The sequence below is a fragment of the Stutzerimonas marianensis genome, assembly GCF_022810315.1.
GTDB lineage: Bacteria > Pseudomonadota > Gammaproteobacteria > Pseudomonadales > Pseudomonadaceae > Stutzerimonas > Stutzerimonas marianensis.
The window spans coordinates 237,385-258,565 of the sequence record NZ_JALGRD010000008.1 but is presented as its reverse complement, the minus strand read 5'-3'; the positions used below and the strand labels follow the sequence as shown (position 1 = coordinate 258,565).

Annotated in this window: 20 protein-coding genes and 1 pseudogene; 16 read left to right on the top strand and 5 right to left on the bottom strand. The window is 64.0% G+C overall.

All coding sequences use genetic code 11. The features are described from left to right. Positions 1-33: 33 nt before the first annotated feature. Positions 34-1,335: a phosphate regulon sensor histidine kinase PhoR gene (gene phoR / locus MST27_RS15725; RefSeq protein WP_243606879.1), complete on the bottom strand. Its 1,302-nt coding sequence runs from the start codon at positions 1,333-1,335 to the stop codon at positions 34-36. 99 nt (positions 1,336-1,434) lie between these two features. Further along, positions 1,435-2,124, bottom strand: coding sequence for a phosphate regulon transcriptional regulator PhoB (gene phoB, locus MST27_RS15720; protein WP_243606878.1), 690 nt, complete (start codon positions 2,122-2,124; stop codon positions 1,435-1,437). 163 nt (positions 2,125-2,287) lie between these two features. Here phoB and MST27_RS15715 point away from each other — a divergent pair, with 163 nt between their 5' ends. From MST27_RS15715 to MST27_RS15675, 9 genes and pseudogenes are all read left to right on the top strand, one after another. After that, positions 2,288-3,076, top strand: coding sequence for an IclR family transcriptional regulator (locus MST27_RS15715; RefSeq protein ID WP_243606877.1), 789 nt, complete (start codon positions 2,288-2,290; stop codon positions 3,074-3,076). Continuing rightward, positions 3,073-4,017 (top strand): 2-dehydro-3-deoxygalactonokinase, encoded by a 945-nt coding sequence (locus tag MST27_RS15710; RefSeq protein WP_243606876.1) that lies wholly within the window; start codon positions 3,073-3,075, stop codon positions 4,015-4,017. The genes MST27_RS15715 and MST27_RS15710 overlap by 4 nt, the downstream gene beginning before the upstream one ends. A 7-nt stretch (positions 4,018-4,024) precedes the next feature. Continuing rightward, positions 4,025-4,645, top strand: a complete 621-nt coding sequence (locus MST27_RS15705) for a 2-dehydro-3-deoxy-6-phosphogalactonate aldolase (protein WP_243606943.1) — start codon at positions 4,025-4,027, stop codon at positions 4,643-4,645. A gap of 53 nt (positions 4,646-4,698) precedes the next feature. Then, entirely contained in the window at positions 4,699-5,679 is a 981-nt protein-coding gene (locus tag MST27_RS15700) for a Bug family tripartite tricarboxylate transporter substrate binding protein (protein WP_243606875.1), read from the top strand. Between the two features lie 25 nt (positions 5,680-5,704). Further along, positions 5,705-6,190, top strand: coding sequence for a tripartite tricarboxylate transporter TctB family protein (locus MST27_RS15695; protein WP_243606874.1), 486 nt, complete (start codon positions 5,705-5,707; stop codon positions 6,188-6,190). A 10-nt stretch (positions 6,191-6,200) separates the two neighbouring features. Then, positions 6,201-7,697 (top strand): tripartite tricarboxylate transporter permease, encoded by a 1,497-nt coding sequence (locus tag MST27_RS15690; protein ID WP_243606873.1) that lies wholly within the window; start codon positions 6,201-6,203, stop codon positions 7,695-7,697. Positions 7,698-7,707: 10 nt separating this feature from the next. After that, positions 7,708-8,487: an SDR family NAD(P)-dependent oxidoreductase gene (locus MST27_RS15685; RefSeq protein WP_243606872.1), complete on the top strand. Its 780-nt coding sequence runs from the start codon at positions 7,708-7,710 to the stop codon at positions 8,485-8,487. A gap of 10 nt (positions 8,488-8,497) precedes the next feature. Continuing rightward, positions 8,498-8,935 carry a GlcG/HbpS family heme-binding protein gene (locus MST27_RS15680; RefSeq protein WP_243606871.1) on the top strand — a complete coding sequence of 146 codons (438 nt, stop codon included), beginning with the start codon at positions 8,498-8,500 and terminating at the stop codon, positions 8,933-8,935. A 279-nt stretch (positions 8,936-9,214) separates the two neighbouring features. Further along, a pseudogene (locus MST27_RS15675) lies at positions 9,215-9,722 on the top strand (transposase); the annotation flags it as partial. A 7-nt stretch (positions 9,723-9,729) separates the two neighbouring features. On the opposite strand, the gene ubiA reads toward MST27_RS15675, so the two are convergent. The 3 genes from ubiA to glcC form a co-directional block, all read right to left on the bottom strand. Continuing rightward, positions 9,730-10,623 carry a 4-hydroxybenzoate octaprenyltransferase gene (gene ubiA, locus MST27_RS15670; protein ID WP_243606870.1) on the bottom strand — a complete coding sequence of 298 codons (894 nt, stop codon included), beginning with the start codon at positions 10,621-10,623 and terminating at the stop codon, positions 9,730-9,732. Positions 10,624-10,669: 46 nt separating this feature from the next. Beyond that, positions 10,670-11,218 carry a chorismate--pyruvate lyase family protein gene (locus tag MST27_RS15665; protein ID WP_243606869.1) on the bottom strand — a complete coding sequence of 183 codons (549 nt, stop codon included), beginning with the start codon at positions 11,216-11,218 and terminating at the stop codon, positions 10,670-10,672. 115 nt (positions 11,219-11,333) lie between these two features. Then, positions 11,334-12,104, bottom strand: coding sequence for a transcriptional regulator GlcC (gene glcC / locus MST27_RS15660; RefSeq protein ID WP_243606868.1), 771 nt, complete (start codon positions 12,102-12,104; stop codon positions 11,334-11,336). A gap of 237 nt (positions 12,105-12,341) precedes the next feature. On the opposite strand from glcC, the gene glcD reads away from it, so the two are divergent. The 7 genes from glcD (at position 12,342) to MST27_RS15625 (ending at position 21,180) form a co-directional block, all read left to right on the top strand. Beyond that, the gene (gene glcD, locus MST27_RS15655; protein ID WP_243606867.1) at positions 12,342-13,841 is read left to right on the top strand and encodes a glycolate oxidase subunit GlcD; all 1,500 of its coding nucleotides are present in this window, start codon (positions 12,342-12,344) and stop codon (positions 13,839-13,841) included. Further along, entirely contained in the window at positions 13,841-14,899 is a 1,059-nt protein-coding gene (gene glcE / locus MST27_RS15650) for a glycolate oxidase subunit GlcE (protein ID WP_243606866.1), read from the top strand. Before glcD ends, glcE begins: the two co-directional genes overlap by 1 nt. A gap of 8 nt (positions 14,900-14,907) precedes the next feature. Continuing rightward, the gene (gene glcF, locus MST27_RS15645; protein ID WP_243606865.1) at positions 14,908-16,125 is read left to right on the top strand and encodes a glycolate oxidase subunit GlcF; all 1,218 of its coding nucleotides are present in this window, start codon (positions 14,908-14,910) and stop codon (positions 16,123-16,125) included. A gap of 112 nt (positions 16,126-16,237) precedes the next feature. Then, positions 16,238-16,642, top strand: a complete 405-nt coding sequence (locus MST27_RS15640; RefSeq protein WP_243606864.1) for a heme-binding protein — start codon at positions 16,238-16,240, stop codon at positions 16,640-16,642. A 22-nt stretch (positions 16,643-16,664) separates the two neighbouring features. Beyond that, positions 16,665-18,845, top strand: coding sequence for a malate synthase G (locus MST27_RS15635; RefSeq protein WP_243606863.1), 2,181 nt, complete (start codon positions 16,665-16,667; stop codon positions 18,843-18,845). A 300-nt stretch (positions 18,846-19,145) separates the two neighbouring features. Continuing rightward, positions 19,146-20,855 (top strand): L-lactate permease, encoded by a 1,710-nt coding sequence (locus tag MST27_RS15630; protein ID WP_243606862.1) that lies wholly within the window; start codon positions 19,146-19,148, stop codon positions 20,853-20,855. A 157-nt stretch (positions 20,856-21,012) separates the two neighbouring features. After that, positions 21,013-21,180 (top strand): rubredoxin, encoded by a 168-nt coding sequence (locus tag MST27_RS15625; protein WP_168422350.1) that lies wholly within the window; start codon positions 21,013-21,015, stop codon positions 21,178-21,180. Position 21,181: the final 1 nt, after the last annotated feature.

Here is a 21,181-nt window from a genome sequence, read left to right as displayed (position 1 = left end):
CAGGCGAAGGTTGTTGTTCGGCACCGCGACGCGCTAGCGCACCGTCACCTGGGACAGCGGGAAGTGGCAGGTGAAGGTGCTGCCCTTGCCGGGGGTGCTGTTGACGTCCAGCCGGCCCTGGTGACGCAGCAGCACGTGTTTGACGATGGCCAGGCCCAATCCGGTGCCGCCGGTCTTGCTGGCGCGGCTGGAGTCGACCCGGTAGAAGCGTTCGGTCAGGCGCGGCAGGTGCTTGGCCTCGATGCCGATCCCCGAATCCTGCACCGCCAGGTGCGCACCGTGCTCGTTGCACCACCAGCGGATGTGCACTTCGCCTTCATCGGGCGTGTACTTCACGGCGTTGAACACCAGATTGGAAAAGGCACTGCGCAGCTCGGCCTCGCTGCCCTTGAGCAACAGCGTCGGGTCGGCTTCGAGGGTGATCCTGTGGTGGCGCTCGCCAGAGAGGGCCTGGGCATCGCCCTTGATCGACTGCAGCAACGTGGCGACGGCGATAGGCTGGGTCATGGTCGGCGGGCTGGTGGCTTCCAGTTTCGCCAGCAGCAGCAGGTCGTTGAGCAGGTGCTGCATGCGGCTCGCCTGCTGGTTCATCTGGTTGAGCGCGCGCGACCAGCGGGCCGGCATCTCGTCGGTGTGCTCAAGCATGGTCTCCAGGTAGCCGGCGATCACCGTCAGCGGTGTGCGCAGCTCGTGGGACACGTTGGCGACGAAGTCCTTGCGCATCTGCTCCAGCTGGTGGAGCCGAGTGATGTCCCGCGCCACCATCAGGTGCTCGCTGTTGCCGTAACGGGTGATGGTGATCTGCAGCCAGAGGCGGTCATTGACCGGCGAGGACAGTTCCAGTGGTTCCTCGTGGCGGCCGCTCTCGAAATATTCCTTGAACGTCGGATGGCGGACCAGGTTGGTGACCGGATGCCCGGTGTCCTGCGGGTTCTTCAGTCCCAGCAGACGCTCGGCTGCGGGGTTCCACCACTCCAGGTTGCCCTCATGGTCGAGCATGATCACCGCGTCGCGCAGCGCGGTGGTCGAGCCCTGGACCCGATCGATCACCGCCTGCAGCTGCCCGCGCAGCCGCAGGTCGCGGCGTTGGAGCTGGTAGAGGCTGTCGAACACCTCGCCCCACAGCCCATGGCTGTCGGGCGGTGGCTGGTCGGTCTGCTCGCTCTTGAGCCACAGAAGCAGTCGACGCATCTGGTACAGCGTCCAGCCCAGGTAGCCGGTAAGTCCCGCGACGAGCGCCCAGGCGTACTGGCCGGTGATCAGGCCGACCAGCAGGCAGCCGCCGAGCAGCAACAGCAGGCGGCGCACCAGGGCGCCTTGCCAGTCTTGGTTCAACGCTACGCTCCTTGAGGCGGCTGGGCTTGTTCGGCGAGTCTACTCTGCCGGTTCGGCTTGGTGGGTGGCCGGTCGAAGGGGGCCGACCGGTCCAGTGGGTCAGCTCTTGGTGGAGAAGCGATAGCCTGTGCCACGCACGGTCTGCACCAGGTTCTCGTAGGTTTCGCCCAGTGCCTTGCGCAGCCGGCGGATGTGGACATCCACCGTGCGCTCCTCGACGTAGACATTGCCGCCCCAGACCTGGTCGAGCAACTGACCGCGCGTGTAGGCACGCTCCTGGTGGGTCATGAAGAACTGCAGCAGGCGGTATTCGGTAGGGCCCATGTCCGCCGGCGTGCCGTCGATGGTGACGCGGTGGCTGACGGGGTCGAGCAACAGGCCGCCGATCTCGATGGGCGATTCGTTGTCGGACGGTGCCGCGCGGCGCAGCACGGCCTTCAGGCGCGCCACCAGCTCGCGGGGCGAGAAGGGCTTGGTGATGTAGTCGTCGGCACCGACTTCCAGACCCTGGATCTTGTTGTCTTCGGCGTCCTTGGCGGTGAGCATGATGATCGGCGTCCCGGCCGTCATCTCGTCACGCTTGAGGCGCCGTGCCAGCTCGATTCCGGAGGTGCCAGGCAACATCCAGTCGAGCAGGATCAGGTCGGGCTGTCGATCGATGATCAGCGCATGGGCCTGCTGTGTGTTCTCCGCTTCCAGGCACTCGTAGCCGGCCATCTCCAACGCCACCACGATCATCTCGCGAATCGGCGCTTCGTCATCGACGATCAAAATGCATTTGCCGTTCATGTCCGCTCTCGGTCCGTTTCTTGTCGCTCGGCATTAGATAACGGAAATATTGCAGTGATGTGACAAGGTGTGAATGCTTTATTTGTCCCAATATATGGGAGTGTAACTCGTATATTGAGATTAACCGCATCGCGGCCTATTGTACGGGCCGTAGGAGAAGCTCATGACTCAAGACAAGAACAAAGAGGCTCCCCTCGGCGCCCAGGCACTTTTCCGAGGTTTGGCAGTTATCGACGCGGTTTCCCAAGGTGCGGATTCGCTTGCAGCGATAGGTTCGGTGATTGGCTGTACACGCAGTACGACTCACCGCTTGGTTGCGGCGCTGGTTCAGGCCGACTATCTGCGCAGCGAGGCCCAAGGCTATCGCCTTGGCCCACGATTGATCGAACTTGGTTACAAGGCCCGCGCCGAGATGCCGCTCATCAAGCTTGCGCGACCCCACTTGCAGCGGCTGGCGGACCTGACACAGGACACCATCCATCTCGGTGTGCGTGAAAGTGGTGACGTCCTCTACATCGACAAGCTGGCGAGCACTCGTGGCCTTGAGATGCGCTCTCGTATTGGTCTGCGTATGCCGCTAGCGCTGACTGGGATCGGAAAGTCGCTGATGCTCGACCTGCCTGCGACAGAATGGCGAAAGCTTTACGACGAGGGTCTGCAGCGTCGCGCTGGTCAGAGCGGCCTTCGTGAAGAATTTACGCCTTGGCACGAGTACCACACCCAGATGGCTGAATACGCCGCTGGCGGGTTCAGCTTCGACCTCGAAGAAAACGAGCTGGGCGTACGTTGCGTCGCGGCTCCAGTGCGAGACGCAGGCGGCGAGATCGTCGCTGCACTGAGTGTCGCCAGCGCCATTCCCTATATGCCGGAAAGCCGTCTGGAGGAGTTGCGCCCGCTTGTGATTCGCTGCGCTGCCCACGTGTCCGCTGAGCTGGGTTGGAGGGGTCGATGAGCGAGCCATGTCTGATCGGGATTGACTGGGGAACCTCGTCTCTACGGGCCTACCTGCTCGGCCAAGACGCGTCGTTGCTCGACTCTCGGGCGCAACCTTGGGGGATCCAATACACCCCGGACCGCGATTTTGCCCGCGCCTACCGGCTGCTGCTGGAAGATTGGCTAGCTCAATGGCCCGGCTTGCCTGCGATCGCATCCGGCATGATCGGCAGCCGCCAGGGTTGGTGCGAGGTTCCGTACGTGGATTGCCCGGCAGATGCCTCCGCGCTTGCTGCGGCAATGGTCTGCCTAGAGACCGGCGTTGGCCGCTTGCACCTCGTGCCAGGCGTCCGGCAACTCGGCAGCCGGCCCAACGTGTTGCGGGGTGAGGAGACACAAGTCTTCGGCGCCATAGCGCTCAAACCTGAACTGGCTGACGACGCGTTGCTGTTATTACCTGGCACTCACAGCAAATGGGTCGAGGTTCAATACGGTCGGCTTCAAGCGTTTTCCACCTTCATGACGGGCGAGCTCTTCGCCGTGTTGCGGGACCATTCGATTCTGGGGCGTCCGGCGCTTGAGGCGGGAGCGATCAGCGATGCCGACACCTTCATTCGCGGCGTGCAGACCGCTCGTGACAGCGGTTCTCGCGGGATTGCTGATTGCCTCTTTGGCGTTCGCAGCCTGGTGCTCTGTAACGAACTCCAACCTAACCAAAGCCTCGAGTACCTCTCCGGTCTGCTGATCGGAGAGGAATTGCGAAGTGCGCTTGGCGGAACAGCGTCTGCGTCCGTACCGGTGTTGCTGGGCGATCCATCGCTATGCGCGCGCTATCGCCTGGCCATGGAATCCTTTGATGTCCAGACGGCTAAACCCATCAAGAACCCTGGTACGGCTGGTCTCTGGCAGATCGCTGAGGCAGCCGGGCTGGTTAAAGCAAAGGGGGTGCAAGGTGTTTGACGCGTATATGGATCGCCTGCCGCTCATTGCCATTCTGCGAGGCGTTACACCCGATGAAGTCGTTCCGGTTGGGCGAGCGCTCCATGAGGCGGGTTTTCGTCTGATCGAGATCCCACTGAATTCTCCGGAAGCGCTGGTCAGCATCTCGAGGCTTATCACTGACCTCGGCTCCGAGTGCCTTATTGGAGCCGGCACGGTGCTGGATGTCGCTCAGGTGGAAGCAGTAGCGACAATTGGTGGTCGGCTCGTCGTTTCACCAAACATGAACCCATCCGTCATCCGAGCCAGCCGCGCGTGTGGTTTGGTCAGCGCGCCTGGCGTTGCAACCCCCACTGAAGGGTTCGCTGCGCTAGAAGCCGGGGCTCAGTTGCTCAAGCTGTTTCCCGCTGAGCAATGCGGCCCCGCTGTGGTGAAAGCCTGGCGGGCCGTTTTCCCGAAGGATTGCCCGCTCGTCCCGGTCGGTGGAATTACTCCGCAAAACATGGGCGCGTACGTCGAAGCGGGCGCTACAGGTTTCGGTTTGGGCTCGGCTTTATACAAGCCGGGCCTTGATGTCGGTGAGGTCGCTAAAAACGCTGCTGCGTATGTGGCGGCCTGGGAGCGGCTGGTAATCGAGCGGAGCAACTAAAAGGCCTGTGAGGCCGTGCAGCTGTACTCAACAACAATAAAAGGAGAGCTGATATGTCTAAGACTACCCCGCATTGGGTTCGCAAAGGTTGCCGAGCCATGGCGCTGCTGTTGGGTCTGAGCGTCATGCCGGCGATGGCCGCTGAGTGGCCAACTCGTCCCGTTACAATCGTTGTCCCTGCCGGTGCAGGCGGCGGCTCTGACGGCACCGCGCGCATTCTCGCCAAGTACCTCAAGGACGAGTTTGGCCAGCAATTCAATGTGCTCAACCTTGGCCAGGGCGGCGGTGTCGTTGGAATCAACCGCATCGTCAATTCGAAGCCGGACGGCTATACCCTCGGCGTGCTGTTCAATTACGCGCATTACAAGGAAATGGGGCAGGCCGACTTCGAGCTAAAGGATTTCACCCCCATCGCACAGTACAACTTCGATCCGGCGGGATTCCAGGTTCGTACCGATTCACCGTTCAAAACGGTTAACCAAGCACTGGATGCAATCAAGGCCGAGCCAGGCAAATACACCATCGCTTGCGCGGGTGGCTGCGGCGGCTCCTGGCCGGTCGCGGTGGCTACGCTGCTCGACCGCTGGGGTGTGGATATGGCCAAGGTCCGTATGATTCCGGGGCAGGGGGCGGCCGCCGCCATGCAGGATCTCGCCGCGGGTGGCGTGGACTTCGTTCCAAGCTCTCTGCCTGAGGCCGATGCCATGCTCAAGACCGGCACCGTACGTAGCCTGGCGGTGTTCGGGCCCGACCGGCAGGAAAACTTCCCGGAAGTTCCGTCGTTGAAGGAAGCCACTGGATTGGAGATGGAGCTTGGCTCCTTCCGCGGTCTGGTGGCCCCGGCTGGATTGCCCGATGACGTACGCGCCAAGCTCGAAGCGGCGATGAAGGCGATCTACGCCAACCCCGAGTGGCAGGCTGACATGAAGGCACGCGGCTTCAACCCCCAGTGGCGCGACTCCGAAGCGTTCGCGGAGTACTTGAAGCAGCACACCGGAGACGTCCAGGCGCTGTTCGCCAAAATGGACATGTGATCGCAGCCGGCACGGAGTCGCAGCTATGAAACTGTCCGACCTGTCTTGGGGAATCGTTTGCCTGGCGCTCGGCCTCGGTGTGCTCGGGGTGGCCAGTGGCATGGAGAAGTCGCCGTACTTCCAGTACGGCGCTGGCTTCTACCCGTCCATCATCGGAGCGCTACTCGCGCTCAGCGGGCTGACGCTAGCGGCCAAGGGAATCGCCGCGGCCCGAGCCGAACGGGCGCCGCTCTGGCTCGGGCTGTGTGCCTGGTGTCGCGAACCTGCACGCTGGCTCAACCTGACGCTGGTTATCGGCGGGCTCCTGGGGTTCTTATTGATGGTCGAGCCGTTGGGCTTCCTGCCCACGGGTTTGCTGCTGATCGCTGCACTGGCGCTACGTTTCACGGGGCGACCCATGCTGGCGCTGACCAGTGCCGTCGGTGTGGTCGCCTTCCTCTATGTGTTCTTCCAGCAGGTCATGGGCGTGCCCTTGCCACAAGGCTTGCTGGCCCGCCTCGGAGGGCTTTGACATGGACGTAATGCTCAATGCCTTTGGTCAGGTGTTCACCTTCAAGGTGCTGGCCGTCATGGTCGTTGCTGCGCTGTACGGCTTGATGGTCGGCGCAATACCTGGCCTGACCGCGACGCTTGCGGTGGCCCTCATGGTGCCCATCACCTTCTTCATGGAGCCGGTCCCCGCGATTGCCGGCATCGTGACGATGGCTGCAATGGCAATTTTCGCGGGCGATCTACCCGCTGTTCTGCTGCGCATGCCCGGTACGCCGGCGTCCGCTGCCTATACCGATCAGGCCTACCGCTTCACGCAGGCCGGGCGGGGTGAGTACATCCTTGGGATGAGCGCCTGCACTTCGGCCATCGGCGGCGCGATTGGCGTGCTGGCGCTAATCTTCGGTGCGCCGCTGCTGGCCCGTTTTGCGCTCAACTTCAGTTCGTTTGAATATTTCTGGCTGGCAACCCTAGGCCTCACCGCCGCGATCATGGTCGGCGGCACGCAGATCACCCGCAGTGCAGTGTCGTTGCTGATTGGCCTGTTGGTGGCCGCGGTCGGAATTGACCCGGTATCTGGCGAGACCCGTTTCACCTTTGGAAGCGATGCGCTGCTTGGCGGCTTCGGCTTCATACCGGTCATCATCGGTCTGTTCGCGGTGGCAGAAATCCTGCGCTACTGCACCCGCAGCGCCAGCGAAAGGGAGTTGCCTCAGGTTGCGCAGCAACCTTTGTATTGGAGGGCTCTGCGTGATGCGCTCAACAATAAGCTCGGCATTCTTCGCGGCTCGGTGACTGGCACGCTGATCGGGGCGCTGCCGGGTGCCGGAGCTGATATTGCGGCCTACATCGCCTATGCGATGGGACGGCGTAAGGGTTCAGCTGGCGCTGAGCAGGACGACGACGCGGTCTCACAGATTGCACCGGCGACTGCCGCCAACAACGCCGCGGTCGGCGGCAGCTTCATCCCGGCAACCGTGTTCGGTATTCCGGGTGATTCGCTTACCGCCATCGTCATCGGCGTGTTGCTCATGAAGGGCCTGAACCCCGGGCCGACGATATTCACGGACAACGCGGGGATGATCAATGCGGTGTTCGTGGCGTTCCTGTTGGCCAACCTGCTGCTGATCCCGTTTGGTTTCATTGCGGTACGTCTATTCAAACAGGTGCTCCGTATACCGCAGGGCGTCCTCATGCCCTCGATTCTGCTGTTTGCGATGGTCGGTGCCTATGCCGTCGAAAACAGTCTGTTCGCCGTAGTGACCATTCTCGTGTTCGGCGTGCTCGGTTTCCTCCTCGAGGAAAACGACTTCCCGCTGGCTCCGATGATTCTCGGAATCGTGCTTGGGCCTCTGCTCGAGGAGACCTTCGTGACCTCGATGATGCGCTCGAACGGCAGCTTTGTTGCCTTCATTGAACGGCCCGTTTCGCTGGTGCTTGCGCTCACCACGCTGGCGGTCTGGCTGATTCCACCGCTGCTGCGCCTCTGGCGCGAGCACCGTGTTCCCCGTCCCGCACTGACTGACTAAGGAGTCTCCAATGTATTTCAACGACCTCAAGGGCAAACGTATCCTGATCACCGGTGCCACCATGGGCATCGGTCTGGCGACCGCCAAGGCGTTCGCCGCGCTCGGTGCGCATGTCGGCATCACCGCGCGCAACCAGCCGGCAAACCTCGACTCACTGCTAACCGAATTGTCTTCCAATGGCGGCGAAGCGGCTTTCTTCGCAGGCGACCTGAGCCGCAGCCAGGACTGCATCGACACCGTTGCGGCCTTCGTCGAGCGCTTTGGTGGCCTTGATGTGCTCGTCAATAACGCGGGTGCGCTGCTGGAACGGCGTGGGCTTGAGAAAATTGATGATGCCTTCTTCGACGCGATGGTCGACGTGAACCTGCGCTCGGCGTTGCTGGTGACGCGAGAAGCGATCCCGCACCTGCGAGCGTCGACGAAGGCCAGCGGGCAGAGCGCCTCTGTCATCACCACGGGCTCGATCGCTGCCTACAACGGCGGTGGTCCGGGCGCTAGCCTCTACGCGGCGGCCAAGGCCTGGCTGCATAACGTGCAGCGCAACTGGGTGCGCGAGTTCGCCGGTGACAACATCCGCTTCAATGTCGTAGCGCCCGGGACCGTCGACACTGCCTTCCATGCCGACAAAGACGACGCTGCAAGGGCGCAGGTCAACACCACCATTCCGCTCGGCCGTTTCGGCACATCCGAAGAAATGGCCCCGGCTTATCTGTTCCTCGCTTCGCATGCCTGCAGCGGTTACATCACAGGCCAGACACTGGACGTCAACGGCGGCCAGGCGATGCCTTGAGGAGCGCAGCATGACTACTCAGGTTGTAGCTCCTCCGTTGGCCTATGGGCCGCCGATCAGTCTGGAGGCAGCCAGCCGCGTTGCTGAGGCTGCGCGCGCTCATGCACAGGCAAACGGTTGGGCAATGGTCATCGCTGTGACGGACGCAGGCGGGCATCTCGTGTTGCTGCTGCGGATGGACCACGCCGCGCACGGGAGTGTCGAAGTGGCGCAGCGCAAGGCTGCCACGGCAGCGGCCTTCAAGCGCACCACCAAAGGCTTCGAGGAAACGCTTGCGACTGGCGGGGCTACCTTGCGGCTGCTGTCGATGCACAACGCCATCCTCATGGATGGTGGCGTCCCGCTGATTGAAAACGGAAAGCTGATTGGCGCGATCGGTGTGTCCGGCATGCATCCGACCCAAGACGGCCAGACCGCAGAAGCCGGCGCCCGCGTCGTGAACGGCTGAATACTGTCAGCAGACGAAAGCCCGTCCCGGTACGCCGCGACGGGCTTTTTTATGGCTCATCGCGGAATATGTGGAAAGAGCGAGTTGACAGTCAGGGAGATTGGCAGTCGCCAAACGAACCAACCTCCGTTACCTGCCTATCTTGCTGCTTTCTGGCCAAGCTACGCGGTCGTCGCCTGTCGCCAAGCCACTGACGACACCTTACTATCAGTCTCGAACCCCTAGCCGAGCGCTTACCGGTTGCAGCCGGTGTGCCATTGATCCATGAACGCCGAACTCGTCAGGTGCGTGATCGAGTTGCTTGGCGAGCATTGTCAGCAGATCGAGGCCGTGGCGATGGACATGAACACCGCTTTTGATCTGGAAGTGCGGCGGCACTGCCCGCAGGCGGAAGTGGTGTACGACCTGTTCCATGTGGTGGCCCGCTATGGCCGCGACGTAATCGATCGTATCCGAGTCGATCAAGCCAACCTCCAGCGTGAAGACAAGCCAGCGCGCAAGGTGATCAAGCAAAGCCGTTGGCGGCTGCTGCGCAATCGCGAAAACCTGAAGGACGGCAAGCCGTGCAGTTGCAGGAGCTGCCCGCGGCCAGCCACTGGCCACGGCTTATGTACATAAGGATGCACTGAAGGAAGTCTGGTTCGATACGCTCGGGGCATCCACACCAGTGTTCTGGAGGGCGTTAACAACCGCATCAAGGTGATCAAAACGTATGGCCTACGGCTTCCGTGCCTCGGCGTACTTCTTCCTGAAAATCAAGGGCGCCTTCCGCGGGAAAGCGCGATGAACCTTTTTTATGCCCGGTTGGCGTAGTCGACGATGATCCCGGCCAGAATCGCCAATCCTGCCCAATGGTTATGCAGGAAAGCCTTGAAACACGCCTGTGGCTTGCGTGAGCGGGTTTTCCAGAACTCCCAGGCGAAGCAGCAGGCGGCGATGACCAGGCCCAGGTGGAACCACTGGCCCAGCTCGAAGCGCACGCCGGCGAGGATCAGGCAGAACAGCGCCAGCCCTTGCAGCGTGGCGATGATGATGCGGTCGGCTTCACCGAACAGTATGGCGGTGGAGCGAATGCCGATCTTGAGGTCGTCCTCGCGGTCGGCCATGGCGTAGTAGGTGTCGTAGCCCACCGTCCAGACGACGTTGGCGATGAACAGCAGCCAGGCTTCGGGCGGCAGCTCGCCGCGCTCGGCGGTGAAGGCCATCGGCATCCCCCAGGAAAACGCGGCACCCAGAACCACCTGAGGGTAGAAGGTGTAACGCTTCATGAACGGGTAGAGCGAAGCGACGCCCAAGGCGCCGAAGGACAGCCAGACCGTGGTGGCATTGGTCATCAGCACCAGGCCGAAGCTCAGCGCGACGAGGATGGCGAAGAGGATCCAGGCTTCTTTCGGGGTGATTTTTCCGGTGGCCAGCGGGCGACCCTTGGTACGCGAAACGTGGCCGTCGAAGTTGCGATCGGCGAAGTCATTGATGACGCAGCCAGCGGCGCGCATCAGGATCACGCCGAGCACGAAGATGACGATGTTCTTCACGCTCGGCGAGCCTTCGCCCGCGATCCACAACGCCCAGAGGGTGGGCCACAGGAGCAGGTACGTGCCGATCGGTCGATCCAGTCGCATCAGCTGGATGAAGTCCCAGGCGCGCGGGTGCAGGCGATTGCTCGATTGCAGAAGCTTCTGGAACATCAGCGGGTCTCCGTGTGGGTTGGCTGGATAACAGTCTGGGCGCTGTTCAGGGGGTGATCCGTGCCGCGCGCCACAGCTCGGGCAGGAACACTTCGGCGACCAGCACGCGCAGCTCGCCCTGGCTGAAGCAGGAGCGGCGTGCCCAGAGGCCGGCTTGCCTGACGGGCAGCGGCAGCCAATCGGCCGGGTAGTGACGTGCTTCGAGCGGGCCGCGGGCGAACGCCGGATCACTGAACAGCAGCTCGCCCAACGATCGGTTGCCTAGCTGCGGAAGATCCAGCCCCGAATGCACTAGGGCGCTGCGGGCCGCCACGCTACGGGCGAATACCCAAGGCTGCTCGTGCCCGCGCAGGTAGACCTCGCGAACCCAGCCCTCGCTCCCCTCGGCCACATGCAGTGCGGCGCATTCGTCGTCGCGTAGCACCTGCCAGCCTTCTTCCAGCGGCACCACGCTGAAGGCGCCCTCGGCCAGGGTGGTCAGGCGGCGCGTCAGGGAGCCACGGTCGGTGTAGAGCCAGCCATGCAGGTCGGCAGGCAGCGGCGAAGCGAGGTGGTCGGCGAGCGACCAGGCTTGAATATCGGACACGGTGGTCATGCGCGGCAAAAAGGAAGGCGCGAGTCTAGCATGAGGGGTAGGGTCCGCCTGAACCGACCCGTCCGAGCCGCACACCGGCCTGCTTGGGCGTTTGGCCCGCAGGCCTCGCGTCCTCCTATGCCCACCCCTCCAACCGCATGGTCGCGCGCACCAGGCGCTGCTCTTCCTGCTCGATTTCCTTGAGGTTGTCGCGAATGCTGTGAATGTGATCGCGCGCCGCACGCTGTGCCTGATCCGGCAGGCGTTCGGTGATGGCATGGAACAGGCGCGAGTGCTGGCGGTCGATCTGCCGCTTCTGCAGCGGGCGGTGATAGAGGTTGTTCACCGAGGCGAATACGGTGGAAAGCATCAGGTCGGTCAGCGATTGCAGCGTATGGACCAATACGGGGTTGTGCGAGGCCTCGCTGACGGCGAGGTGAAAGGCGTGGTCGAGGCGCGCATGCTCTCGCGGGTCGGCGCTTTCGGCGGTATGGGCGGCGAGCATCTCCTCGTAGCGTCGGCGCAGCAGGACGAAATCGGCTTCCGTGCCGCGCAGCGCGGCCAGGCGGGCCGACTCGCCTTCAAGCAGGGCGCGGACCTCGAGCAGGTCATAGAGCGTGCGCGGCTGCGAATTGAACAGGTGCATCAGCGGGCTGGCGTCCTGCTGGCCGGACAACCGTGCCACGTGCGAGCCCCGTCCTTGGGCGGTCTCGATGATGCCGCGCCCGCGCAGCACGCGCAGGCCCTCACGCAGCGCCGAGCGGGAGATGCCGAGCTTTTCGCACAGACGGCGTTCGGACGGCAGCGCCTGCCCGACCTTGAGCACGCCATCGACGATCAGGCGCTCGATGCGTTCGGCTACCACGTCCGCCAACTGGCGTCGTTCCTGGGGATATTCATTCAACATGACAAGCGGCTCCGGACTGGTAGGACCAGTTTGTACGCATCTTACCCCAAAGGCCTGCCTGTTCGTTCCAGCCCCTGATAACTGGCGCTTGCGCGAAAAAACAACGAAAGCGCTGCGAAAGAAACTGGTAGGACCAGTGGGTTTGGATATGGACGGTCATCGCCCCTCGGGCTAATGATGCGTCAAACCACCGCAGCTGGCCGTGCTGGCGGTGAACAATCAAGAGCACCGACTGCCATGAATATCCTCTACGACGAACGCGTCGACGGTGAGCTGCCCAAGGTCGACAAGGCCGCGTTGCTGGCTGAGCTGCAGGCGCAGCTGCCGGACCTGGACATCCTCCATCGCAGCGAAGACCTCAAACCCTACGAGTGCGACGGCCTGTCCGCCTACCGCACCACGCCGATGCTGGTGGTGCTGCCCGAGCGCGTCGAGCAGGTCGAGACCCTGCTGAAGATTGCCCATCAGCGGGGCGTGCCGGTGGTGGCGCGTGGCGCGGGGACGGGTCTGTCCGGTGGTGCGCTGCCATTGGAGCAGGGCATCCTGCTGGTGATGGCACGCTTCAACAAGATCCTTGAAGTCGACCCGGCCGGTCGCTTCGCCCGCGTCCAGCCCGGCGTGCGCAACCTGGCGATTTCCCAGGCGGCGGCCCCCTATGACCTCTACTATGCGCCCGATCCGTCCTCACAGATTGCCTGCTCCATCGGCGGCAACGTTGCCGAGAACGCGGGCGGAGTGCATTGCCTGAAATACGGCCTGACCGTGCATAACCTGCTCAAGGTGGAAATCCTCACCGTCGAAGGCGAGCGCATGGTGCTGGGCTCCGACGCCCTGGATTCGCCAGGCTTCGACCTGTTGGCGCTGTTCACCGGCTCCGAAGGCATGCTCGGCATCGTCACCGAGGTCACGGTCAAACTGCTGCCCAAGCCGCAGGTGGCCAAGGTGCTGCTGGCGGCGTTCGATTCGGTGGAGAAGGCCGGGCGCGCGGTGGGCGACATCATCGCTGCCGGCATCATCCCCGGCGGCCTGGAAATGATGGACAACCTCTCGATCCGCGCCGCCGAAGACTTCATCCACGCCGGCTACCCGGTGGAGGCGGAAGCGATCCTGCTCTGCGAGCTGGACGGCGTCGAAGCGGACGTGCACGACGACTGTGCGCGTGTGGGCGAGGTGCTCAAGTTGGCCGGCGCCACCGAAGTGCGCCTGGCGAAGGACGAAGCCGAACGCGTCAAGTTCTGGGCCGGGCGCAAGAATGCCTTCCCTGCCGTCGGGCGCATCTCGCCGGATTACTACTGCATGGACGGCACCATCCCGCGCCGCGAACTGCCGGGCGTGCTCAAGGGCATCAGCGATCTGTCGGATGAATACGGCCTGCGCGTGGCCAATGTCTTCCACGCCGGCGACGGCAATATGCACCCGCTGATCCTGTTCGATGCCAACACCGAAGGCGAGCTGGAGCGCGCTGAGGCGCTGGGCGGCAAGATTCTCGAGCTCTGTGTGAAAGTTGGTGGCTCGATCACCGGCGAACACGGCGTCGGCCGCGAGAAGATCAACCAGATGTGTTCGCAGTTCAATGCCGACGAGCTGACGCTGTTCCACGCGGTGAAGGCGGCCTTCGACCCCAGCGGCCTGCTCAACCCCGGCAAGAACATCCCGACGCTGCACCGCTGCGCTGAATTCGGCGGCATGCACGTCCACGGCGGGCAGTTGCCCTTCCCTGAACTGGAGCGCTTCTGATGACGGTTTCCTTCGACGACAGCGGGCAGCTGCTCGATCAGGTCAACCAGGCGTTGGCCAGCAACACGCCGCTGCGCATCCAGGGCGGCGGCAGCAAGGCGTTTCTCGGCCGCGAGGGGCAGGGCGCCTTGCTCGATACCCGTGCGCATCGCGGCATCGTCACCTATGACCCGACAGAGCTCGTGGTCAGCGTTCGCGCCGGCACACCGCTGGCCGAACTGGAGGCCGCGCTCGACGAGGCCAACCAGATGCTGCCCTGCGAGCCGCCTCACTTGGGCGAAGGCGCCACCGTTGGCGGCATGATCGCGTCGGGCCTGTCCGGGCCGCGGCGCCCCTGGTCCGGGTCGGTGCGCGATTTCGTGCTGGGCTCGCGCATCATCACCGGCCACGGCAAGCACCTGCGCTTCGGCGGTGAGGTGATGAAGAATGTTGCCGGTTATGACCTGTCGCGTCTGATGGCCGGCAGCTTCGGCTGCCTGGGTGTACTGACGGAGGTGTCCCTGAAGGTCCTGCCAAGGCCACGGCTGTGCCGCAGTCTGCGGATCGACATGCCCGTCGATCTCGCGCTGCTCAAACTCGCCGAATGGGGCCAGCAGCCGGTGCCGATCACCGCGGCAAGCCACGACGGCCAGGCGCTGCATTTGCGGCTGGAAGGCGGCGAGGGTTCGGTCAATGCCGCCTGCGACCGCATCGGCGGCGAGGCGCTGGATGCCGCCTATTGGGCCGACCTGCGCGAGCAGCGGCTGGGCTTCTTCAACGACGCGCGCGCCCTGTGGCGCCTGTCGCTGCCGACCAACACCGCTGCCCTGGCGCTGCCGGGCGACCAGCTGATCGACTGGGCTGGCGCTCAGCGTTGGCTGAAATCCGATGCGGACGCCGAGACCATCCGCGCCATCGTCAGCGAGGTCGGCGGCCATGCCACCTGTTTCACCGCGGGCGCCGCGGTGAGTCCGTTCCAGCCGTTGGCCGAACCGTTGCTGCGTTACCACCGCCAGCTCAAGGCCGCGCTCGACCCGCAGGGGATTTTCAACCCCGGCCGCCTGTATTCCGAGGTCTAGTTCTAACCATGCAAACGAATCTCAGCGACGCCGCGAAGAAACTGCCGCGTGCCGAGGAAGCCGAAAGCATCCTGCGCTCCTGCGTGCACTGCGGCTTCTGCAACGCCACCTGCCCGACCTATCAACTGCTCGGCGACGAGCTGGACGGCCCGCGCGGGCGCATCTACCTGATGAAGCAGATGCTCGAAGGCGGCGAAGTCACCGAGGCCACCCAGACCCACCTCGACCGCTGCCTGACCTGCCGCAACTGCGAAACCACCTGCCCCTCCGGCGTGAAGTACCACAACCTGCTGGATATCGGGCGTGACTTCATGGAACAGCAGGTGCCGCGCTCGACGGGCGAGCGGCTGCTGCGCACCGGTTTGCGCACCGTGATTCCGCGTCCGGGACTGTTCAAGAGCCTGCTCAGCACCGGCAACGCGCTGCGTCCGCTGATGCCGGCCACGCTGCGGTCGCACATGCCGCGCCAGGTCACCCCGGCCAAGCCTCGGCCGCAGGTGTTGCATGCCCGTCGTGTGCTGATCCTCGAAGGTTGCGTGCAGCCAAGTCTGTCGCCCAACACCAACGCCGCCACGGCTCGCGTGCTCGACCGCCTCGGCATCAGCGTGACGACAGCCCGTGAAGCTGGCTGCTGCGGTGCGGTGGACTACCACCTGAACGCCCAGCAAGCCGGCCTTGACCGCGCGCGCCGCAACATCGACGCCTGGTGGCCAGCCATCGAAGGCGGTGCCGAAGCCATCGTACAGACCGCCAGTGGTTGCGGTGCCTTCATCAAGGAATACGGCCATCTGCTCAAGGACGACCCGGCCTACGCGAGCAAGGCTGCCCGTGTCAGCGCGCTGGCCAAGGACCTGGTAGAGGTGATGCGCAGCGCCGATCTCGAGCGGCTCGGGGTCAAGGCGGACAAGCGTATGGCGTTCCATTGTCCCTGTACGCTGCAGCACGCACAGAAGCTCGGCGGCGCGGTCGAAGACGTGCTTACCCGGCTGGGCTTCCAGCTCACCGCGGTGCCGGATGCGCATCTGTGCTGCGGTTCGGCGGGCAGCTATTCGATCACCCAGCCGGTGCTGTCGAAGCAGCTGCGCGACAACAAGCTCAACGCGCTGGAAAGCGGCAAGCCGGAAGTGATCGTCACCGCCAACATCGGATGCCAGACGCACCTCGACGGCGCCGGTCGCACGCCGGTGCGGCATTGGATCGAGATCGTCGAGGAGGCGATGGCGTGAGCCGAACGCCCCTGACCCGACCCTCTCCCCGAGGGCTGGGTGAGGGGGCAGCGGTCGGCACCCATGCCCGGCCGTCCCGATGAACAACCGAATACGAAGACAGGAGACCGAGATGAAAACCAAAGCCGTACTCAGCCAGACCGAAGTGACCGCCATCCTCGACGCTGCGCGCAGCGAAGCGCAGAACAATGGCTGGGCCGTGACCATCGTCGTCGCCGACGACGGCGGCCATCCGCTGGCGCTCGAGCGTCTGGACGGCTGTGCGCCGATCGCCTCCTACATCGCCACCGAAAAGGCGCGCAGCGCGGCGGTCGGCCGTCGTGAAACCAAGGGCTACGAAGACATGGTCAATGGTGGCCGCAACGCGTTCCTGTCCGCCCCGGTGGTCTGCTCGCTGGAAGGCGGCGTCCCGGTGATCGTCGAGGGGCAGGTGATCGGTTCGGTCGGCGTCTCCGGCGTGACCGCCGCCCAGGATGCCCAGATCGCCAAGGCCGGCGTTGCCGCCATCGCCAACTGATTCGGAAAAGGAGAACAACAGCATGACCGAGCGCGTAACCCTGGGCCGGCTCCAAGTCGCGGCCAACCTGCAGCGTTTCATCGAGGACGAAGTCCTGCCCGGCACCGGCGTCGAGGCAGCGGCCTTCTGGAAGGGCTTCGACGAGCTGGTCCACGACCTGGCGCCGAAGAACCGCGCCCTGCTCGCCGAGCGCGATCGCCTGCAGGCCGAACTGGACAAGTGGCACAAGGCCAACCCCGGCCCGATCGGCGACATGCCAGCCTATCGCCGCTTCCTCGAGTCGATCGGCTACCTGCAGCCCGAGCCGGGCGAGGTGAAGATCAGCACCAGCAACGTCGACAGCGAGATCGCCACTCAGGCCGGCCCGCAGCTCGTCGTGCCGATCGGCAATGCGCGGTACGCGCTGAACGCTGCCAACGCCCGCTGGGGCTCGCTGTATGACGCGCTCTACGGCACCGACGCCATCAGCGAAGAGAACGGCGCACAGAAGGGGCCGGGCTACAACGAAGTGCGCGGCGCCAAGGTCATCGCCTTCGCGCGCAACTTCCTCGACCAGGCCGCCCCGCTGGCCGAGGGCAGCCACGCCGATTCGGTCAGCTACCGCGTGCAGGACGGCCAGCTCAAGGTTACCCTGGAAAACGGCAGCGTCACCGGCCTTAAGCAACCTGAAAAATTTGTCGGCTATCAGGGCGAGGCCGTGGAACCGACTGCGGTGCTGCTGAAGAACAACGGCCTGCACGTCGAAATCCAGATCGACCCGAACAGCCCGATCGGCCAGACCGACGCCGCCGGGGTCAAGGACCTGCTCGTCGAGGCCGCCGTCACCACCATCATGGATTGCGAGGATTCCACCGCCGCCGTCGATGCCGACGACAAGGTGCTGGTCTATCGCAACTGGCTGGGTCTGATGAAGGGCGATCTGGTCGACACCTTCCAGAAGGGCGGCAAGGCAATGACTCGCCAGCTCAACGCCGATCGCCAGTACACCGCCGCCAACGGCTCGGAGCTGACCCTGCATGGCCGCGCACTGCTGTTCATCCGCAACGTCGGCCACCTGATGACCAACCCGGCGATCATCGACGGCGAGGGGCACGAGATCCCCGAAGGCATCATGGACGGCGTCGTCACCAGCCTGATCGCCAAGCATGATCAGCAGCGCAAGGGCAACTCGCGCACCGGCAGCGTCTACATCGTCAAGCCGAAGATGCACGGTCCGGCCGAGGTGGCGTTCACCGACGAGCTGTTCGGCCGCGTCGAAGACCTCATCGGCCTGCCGCGCCACACCCTCAAGGTCGGCATCATGGACGAGGAGCGCCGCACCAGCGTCAACCTCAAGGCCTGCATCGCCGCCGCGAAGAACCGCGTCGCGTTCATCAACACCGGCTTCCTCGACCGTACGGGCGACGAGATGCACAGCATCATGGAAGCGGGCGCTGTGCTGCGAAAGGGCGACATGAAGAGCACCGCCTGGATTCAGGCCTATGAGCGCAACAACGTGCTGGTCGGCCTTAACTGCGGCCTGCGCGGCAAGGCGCAGATCGGCAAGGGCATGTGGGCCATGCCGGACCTGATGGCTGCCATGCTCGAGCAGAAGATCGCCCACCCCAAGGCCGGCGCAAACACCGCCTGGGTGCCGTCACCCACGGGCGCCACGCTGCATGCGCTGCATTACCACCAGGTCGACGTCCAGGCCGTGCAGGCCGAGCTGGAGAAGATCGACCTCGCCGCCGAGCGCGACAAGCTCACGGACGATCTGCTGACCATTCCGGTCGCGCCGGAGCGCAACTGGTCCGCCGAGGCGATCCAGCAGGAGCTGGACAACAACTGCCAGGGCATCCTCGGTTACGTGGTGCGTTGGGTCGAGCAGGGCGTCGGGTGCTCCAAGGTGCCGGACATCCATGACGTCGGCCTGATGGAAGATCGCGCCACGCTGCGCATCTCCAGCCAGCACCTGGCCAACTGGCTGCACCATGGCGTCGTCGACGAGGCCCAGGTACGCGAAACCCTCGAGCGCATGGCCAAGGTGGTCGACCAGCAGAACGCTGGCGATCCGGCCTATCGCCCGATGGCGGACGACTATGCTCAGTCTGCGGCGTTCCAGGCGGCCTGCGACTTGGTCTTCAAGGGGCGCGAGCAACCGAGCGGCTACACCGAGCCCTTGCTGCATGCCTGGCGCCAGCGCTTCAAGCAGCAGGTTGGTTGAGCGGGACACCCGCCATGCCGACGCTGGCGAATGAATTTGCCCCTACGGCGGTTGTTGTAGGGTCGAATTTATTCGACCGGCCAGGCAGCGGCGGACCCATTCGGCTGAGGCGTTATACGAGCGCCAACATTTGACAAGCCCCGGGCGCTTCGAGCGCTCGGGGCTTTCGAGCAAGAGGGGCAGGCCGATGTGACCCATTGGTCAGCTTCTCGGGTCGATGTGGTTTCCATGTCGGCTAATGCGTGGGACCGGGCTAACCCGGATAGAAGTGGTTCACAACAAAAAACAAGGAACCCAACAATGAGTCAGACACTGCTGTCCATATTGGCCTTCGTGCCGCTGGTGCTGGCGGGGGTACTGCTGATCGGCTTTCGCTGGCCGGCCAAGTACGCAATGCCGCTGGTTTTCGTACTCACTGCACTGATCGGCCTCCTGGCCTGGGACATGACCTTCAACCGGGTCCTGGCCTCCACGCTGCAAGGCCTGATTCTCACCGCCGCGATCCTCTGGATCATCTTCGGCGCCATCCTTCTACTGAATACGCTCAAGCATTCCGGGGGTATCGCTTCGATTCGTCGCGGCTTCGCCAACGTCAGCCCGGACAAACGCGTCCAGGTGTTGATCGTGGCCTGGCTGTTTGGCTGCTTCATCGAAGGGGCTTCGGGCTTCGGTACGCCGGCCGCCGTCGCGGCGCCGCTGCTCGTGGCACTGGGCTTCCCGGCGCTGACCGCGGTCGTGCTCGGCATGATGGTGCAATCCACGCCCGTGTCGTTCGGTGCGGTGGGAACGCCGATTCTGGTGGGTGTCGCCGGCGGTCTCGACCAGGCTACGCTGGGTGGGCAGCTGGCTTCGGTGGGCAGCAACTGGGAAGTGTTCTTCCACCTGATCTTCTCCCGAGTGGCGATCATCCATGCGCTGTGCGGCATCCTCATGCCGCTGATCATGATCTGCATCATGACCCGCTTCTTCGGTCGCAACCGCTCCTGGAGCGAGGGCCTGGCGATGGCGCCGTTCGCCATCTTCACCGGCCTCGCGTTCGTGATTCCCTATGCCGCGGCCGGTGTGTTCCTTGGTCCGGAATTCCCGTCGATGATCGGTGCGCTGGTCGGCCTGGCCATCGTGGTGCCGGCGGCCAAGGCGGGCTTCCTGCTGCCCAAGAGCAGCTGGGATTTCGCCCCGGCCAGCGAATGGCCGGTGGAGTGGATGGGCAAGATCGAGATGAAGATCGAGGACGTCGCCGGCAAGACGCCGATCTCCGTGCCGATGGCCTGGGCGCCGTACTTGCTGCTGGCGGCCTTCCTGGTGATCTCCCGCGTGTTCCCGAGCGTGAAGGCGGCGTTGATGTCGGTCAGCTTCGGCTGGCGGGACATCCTCGGCGAGACGGGCGTCTCCGGTACGCTGGAGCCGCTCTACCTGCCAGGGGGCATCCTCTGCATCGTCGTGTTGGTGACGTTCTTCCTGCATCGCATGAGCGCGCGGGAACTGGGCGCGGCGGTCTCCGAGTCGAGCAAGACGCTACTCGGCGCGGGCTTCGTGCTGATCTTCACCATCCCGATGGTGCGCATTCTGATCAACTCGGGCGTCAACGGGTCGGATCTGGTCTCCATGCCGGTGGCCATGGCGCAGCTGGTCGCTGATAGCGTGGGCGGTGTGTATCCGTTCTTCGCGCCAGCCGTGGGTGCACTGGGTGCCTTCATTGCCGGTTCCAACACCGTATCGAACCTGATGCTCTCGCAGTTCCAGCTCAATACCGCGGGGCTGCTGGGGCTGTCCGGCGCGTTGATGGTGGCGCTGCAGTCGGTCGGCGCGGCGGCGGGCAACATGATCGCCATCCACAACGTGGTCGCGGCTTCCGCCACGGTCGGCCTGCTGGGCCGCGAAGGCATCACGCTGCGCAAGACCATGCTGCCGACGCTGTACTACCTCGTACTGGCCGGCATCATTGGTTTGATCGGCTTCTACGTGATGGGCATCAGCGATCCGCTAGTAGGGATCGCCGGCGCACGCTGAGGCGCTTGCAGGTGGACCCGAACGGGCGGCTGAGGCCGCCCGTTTCGTTTTGCATGAGCGCTTTCGCCAGCACGGGGTCTATCACCGGAACACCGGGTTTGGCGCCCGGGGCGTTCTGGTATAGCGTCAGCGCAACCGAGACTGATGAGGTGAACAGATGAAAAAGTGGCAATGCGTGGTGTGCGGCTTCATCTACGACGAAGCCGAAGGCTGGCCGGACGACGGCATCGCCCCCGGGACCCGGTGGGAGGACGTACCCGAGGACTGGCTCTGCCCCGATTGCGGCGTCGGCAAGATGGACTTCGAAATGATCGCGATCGGCTGAT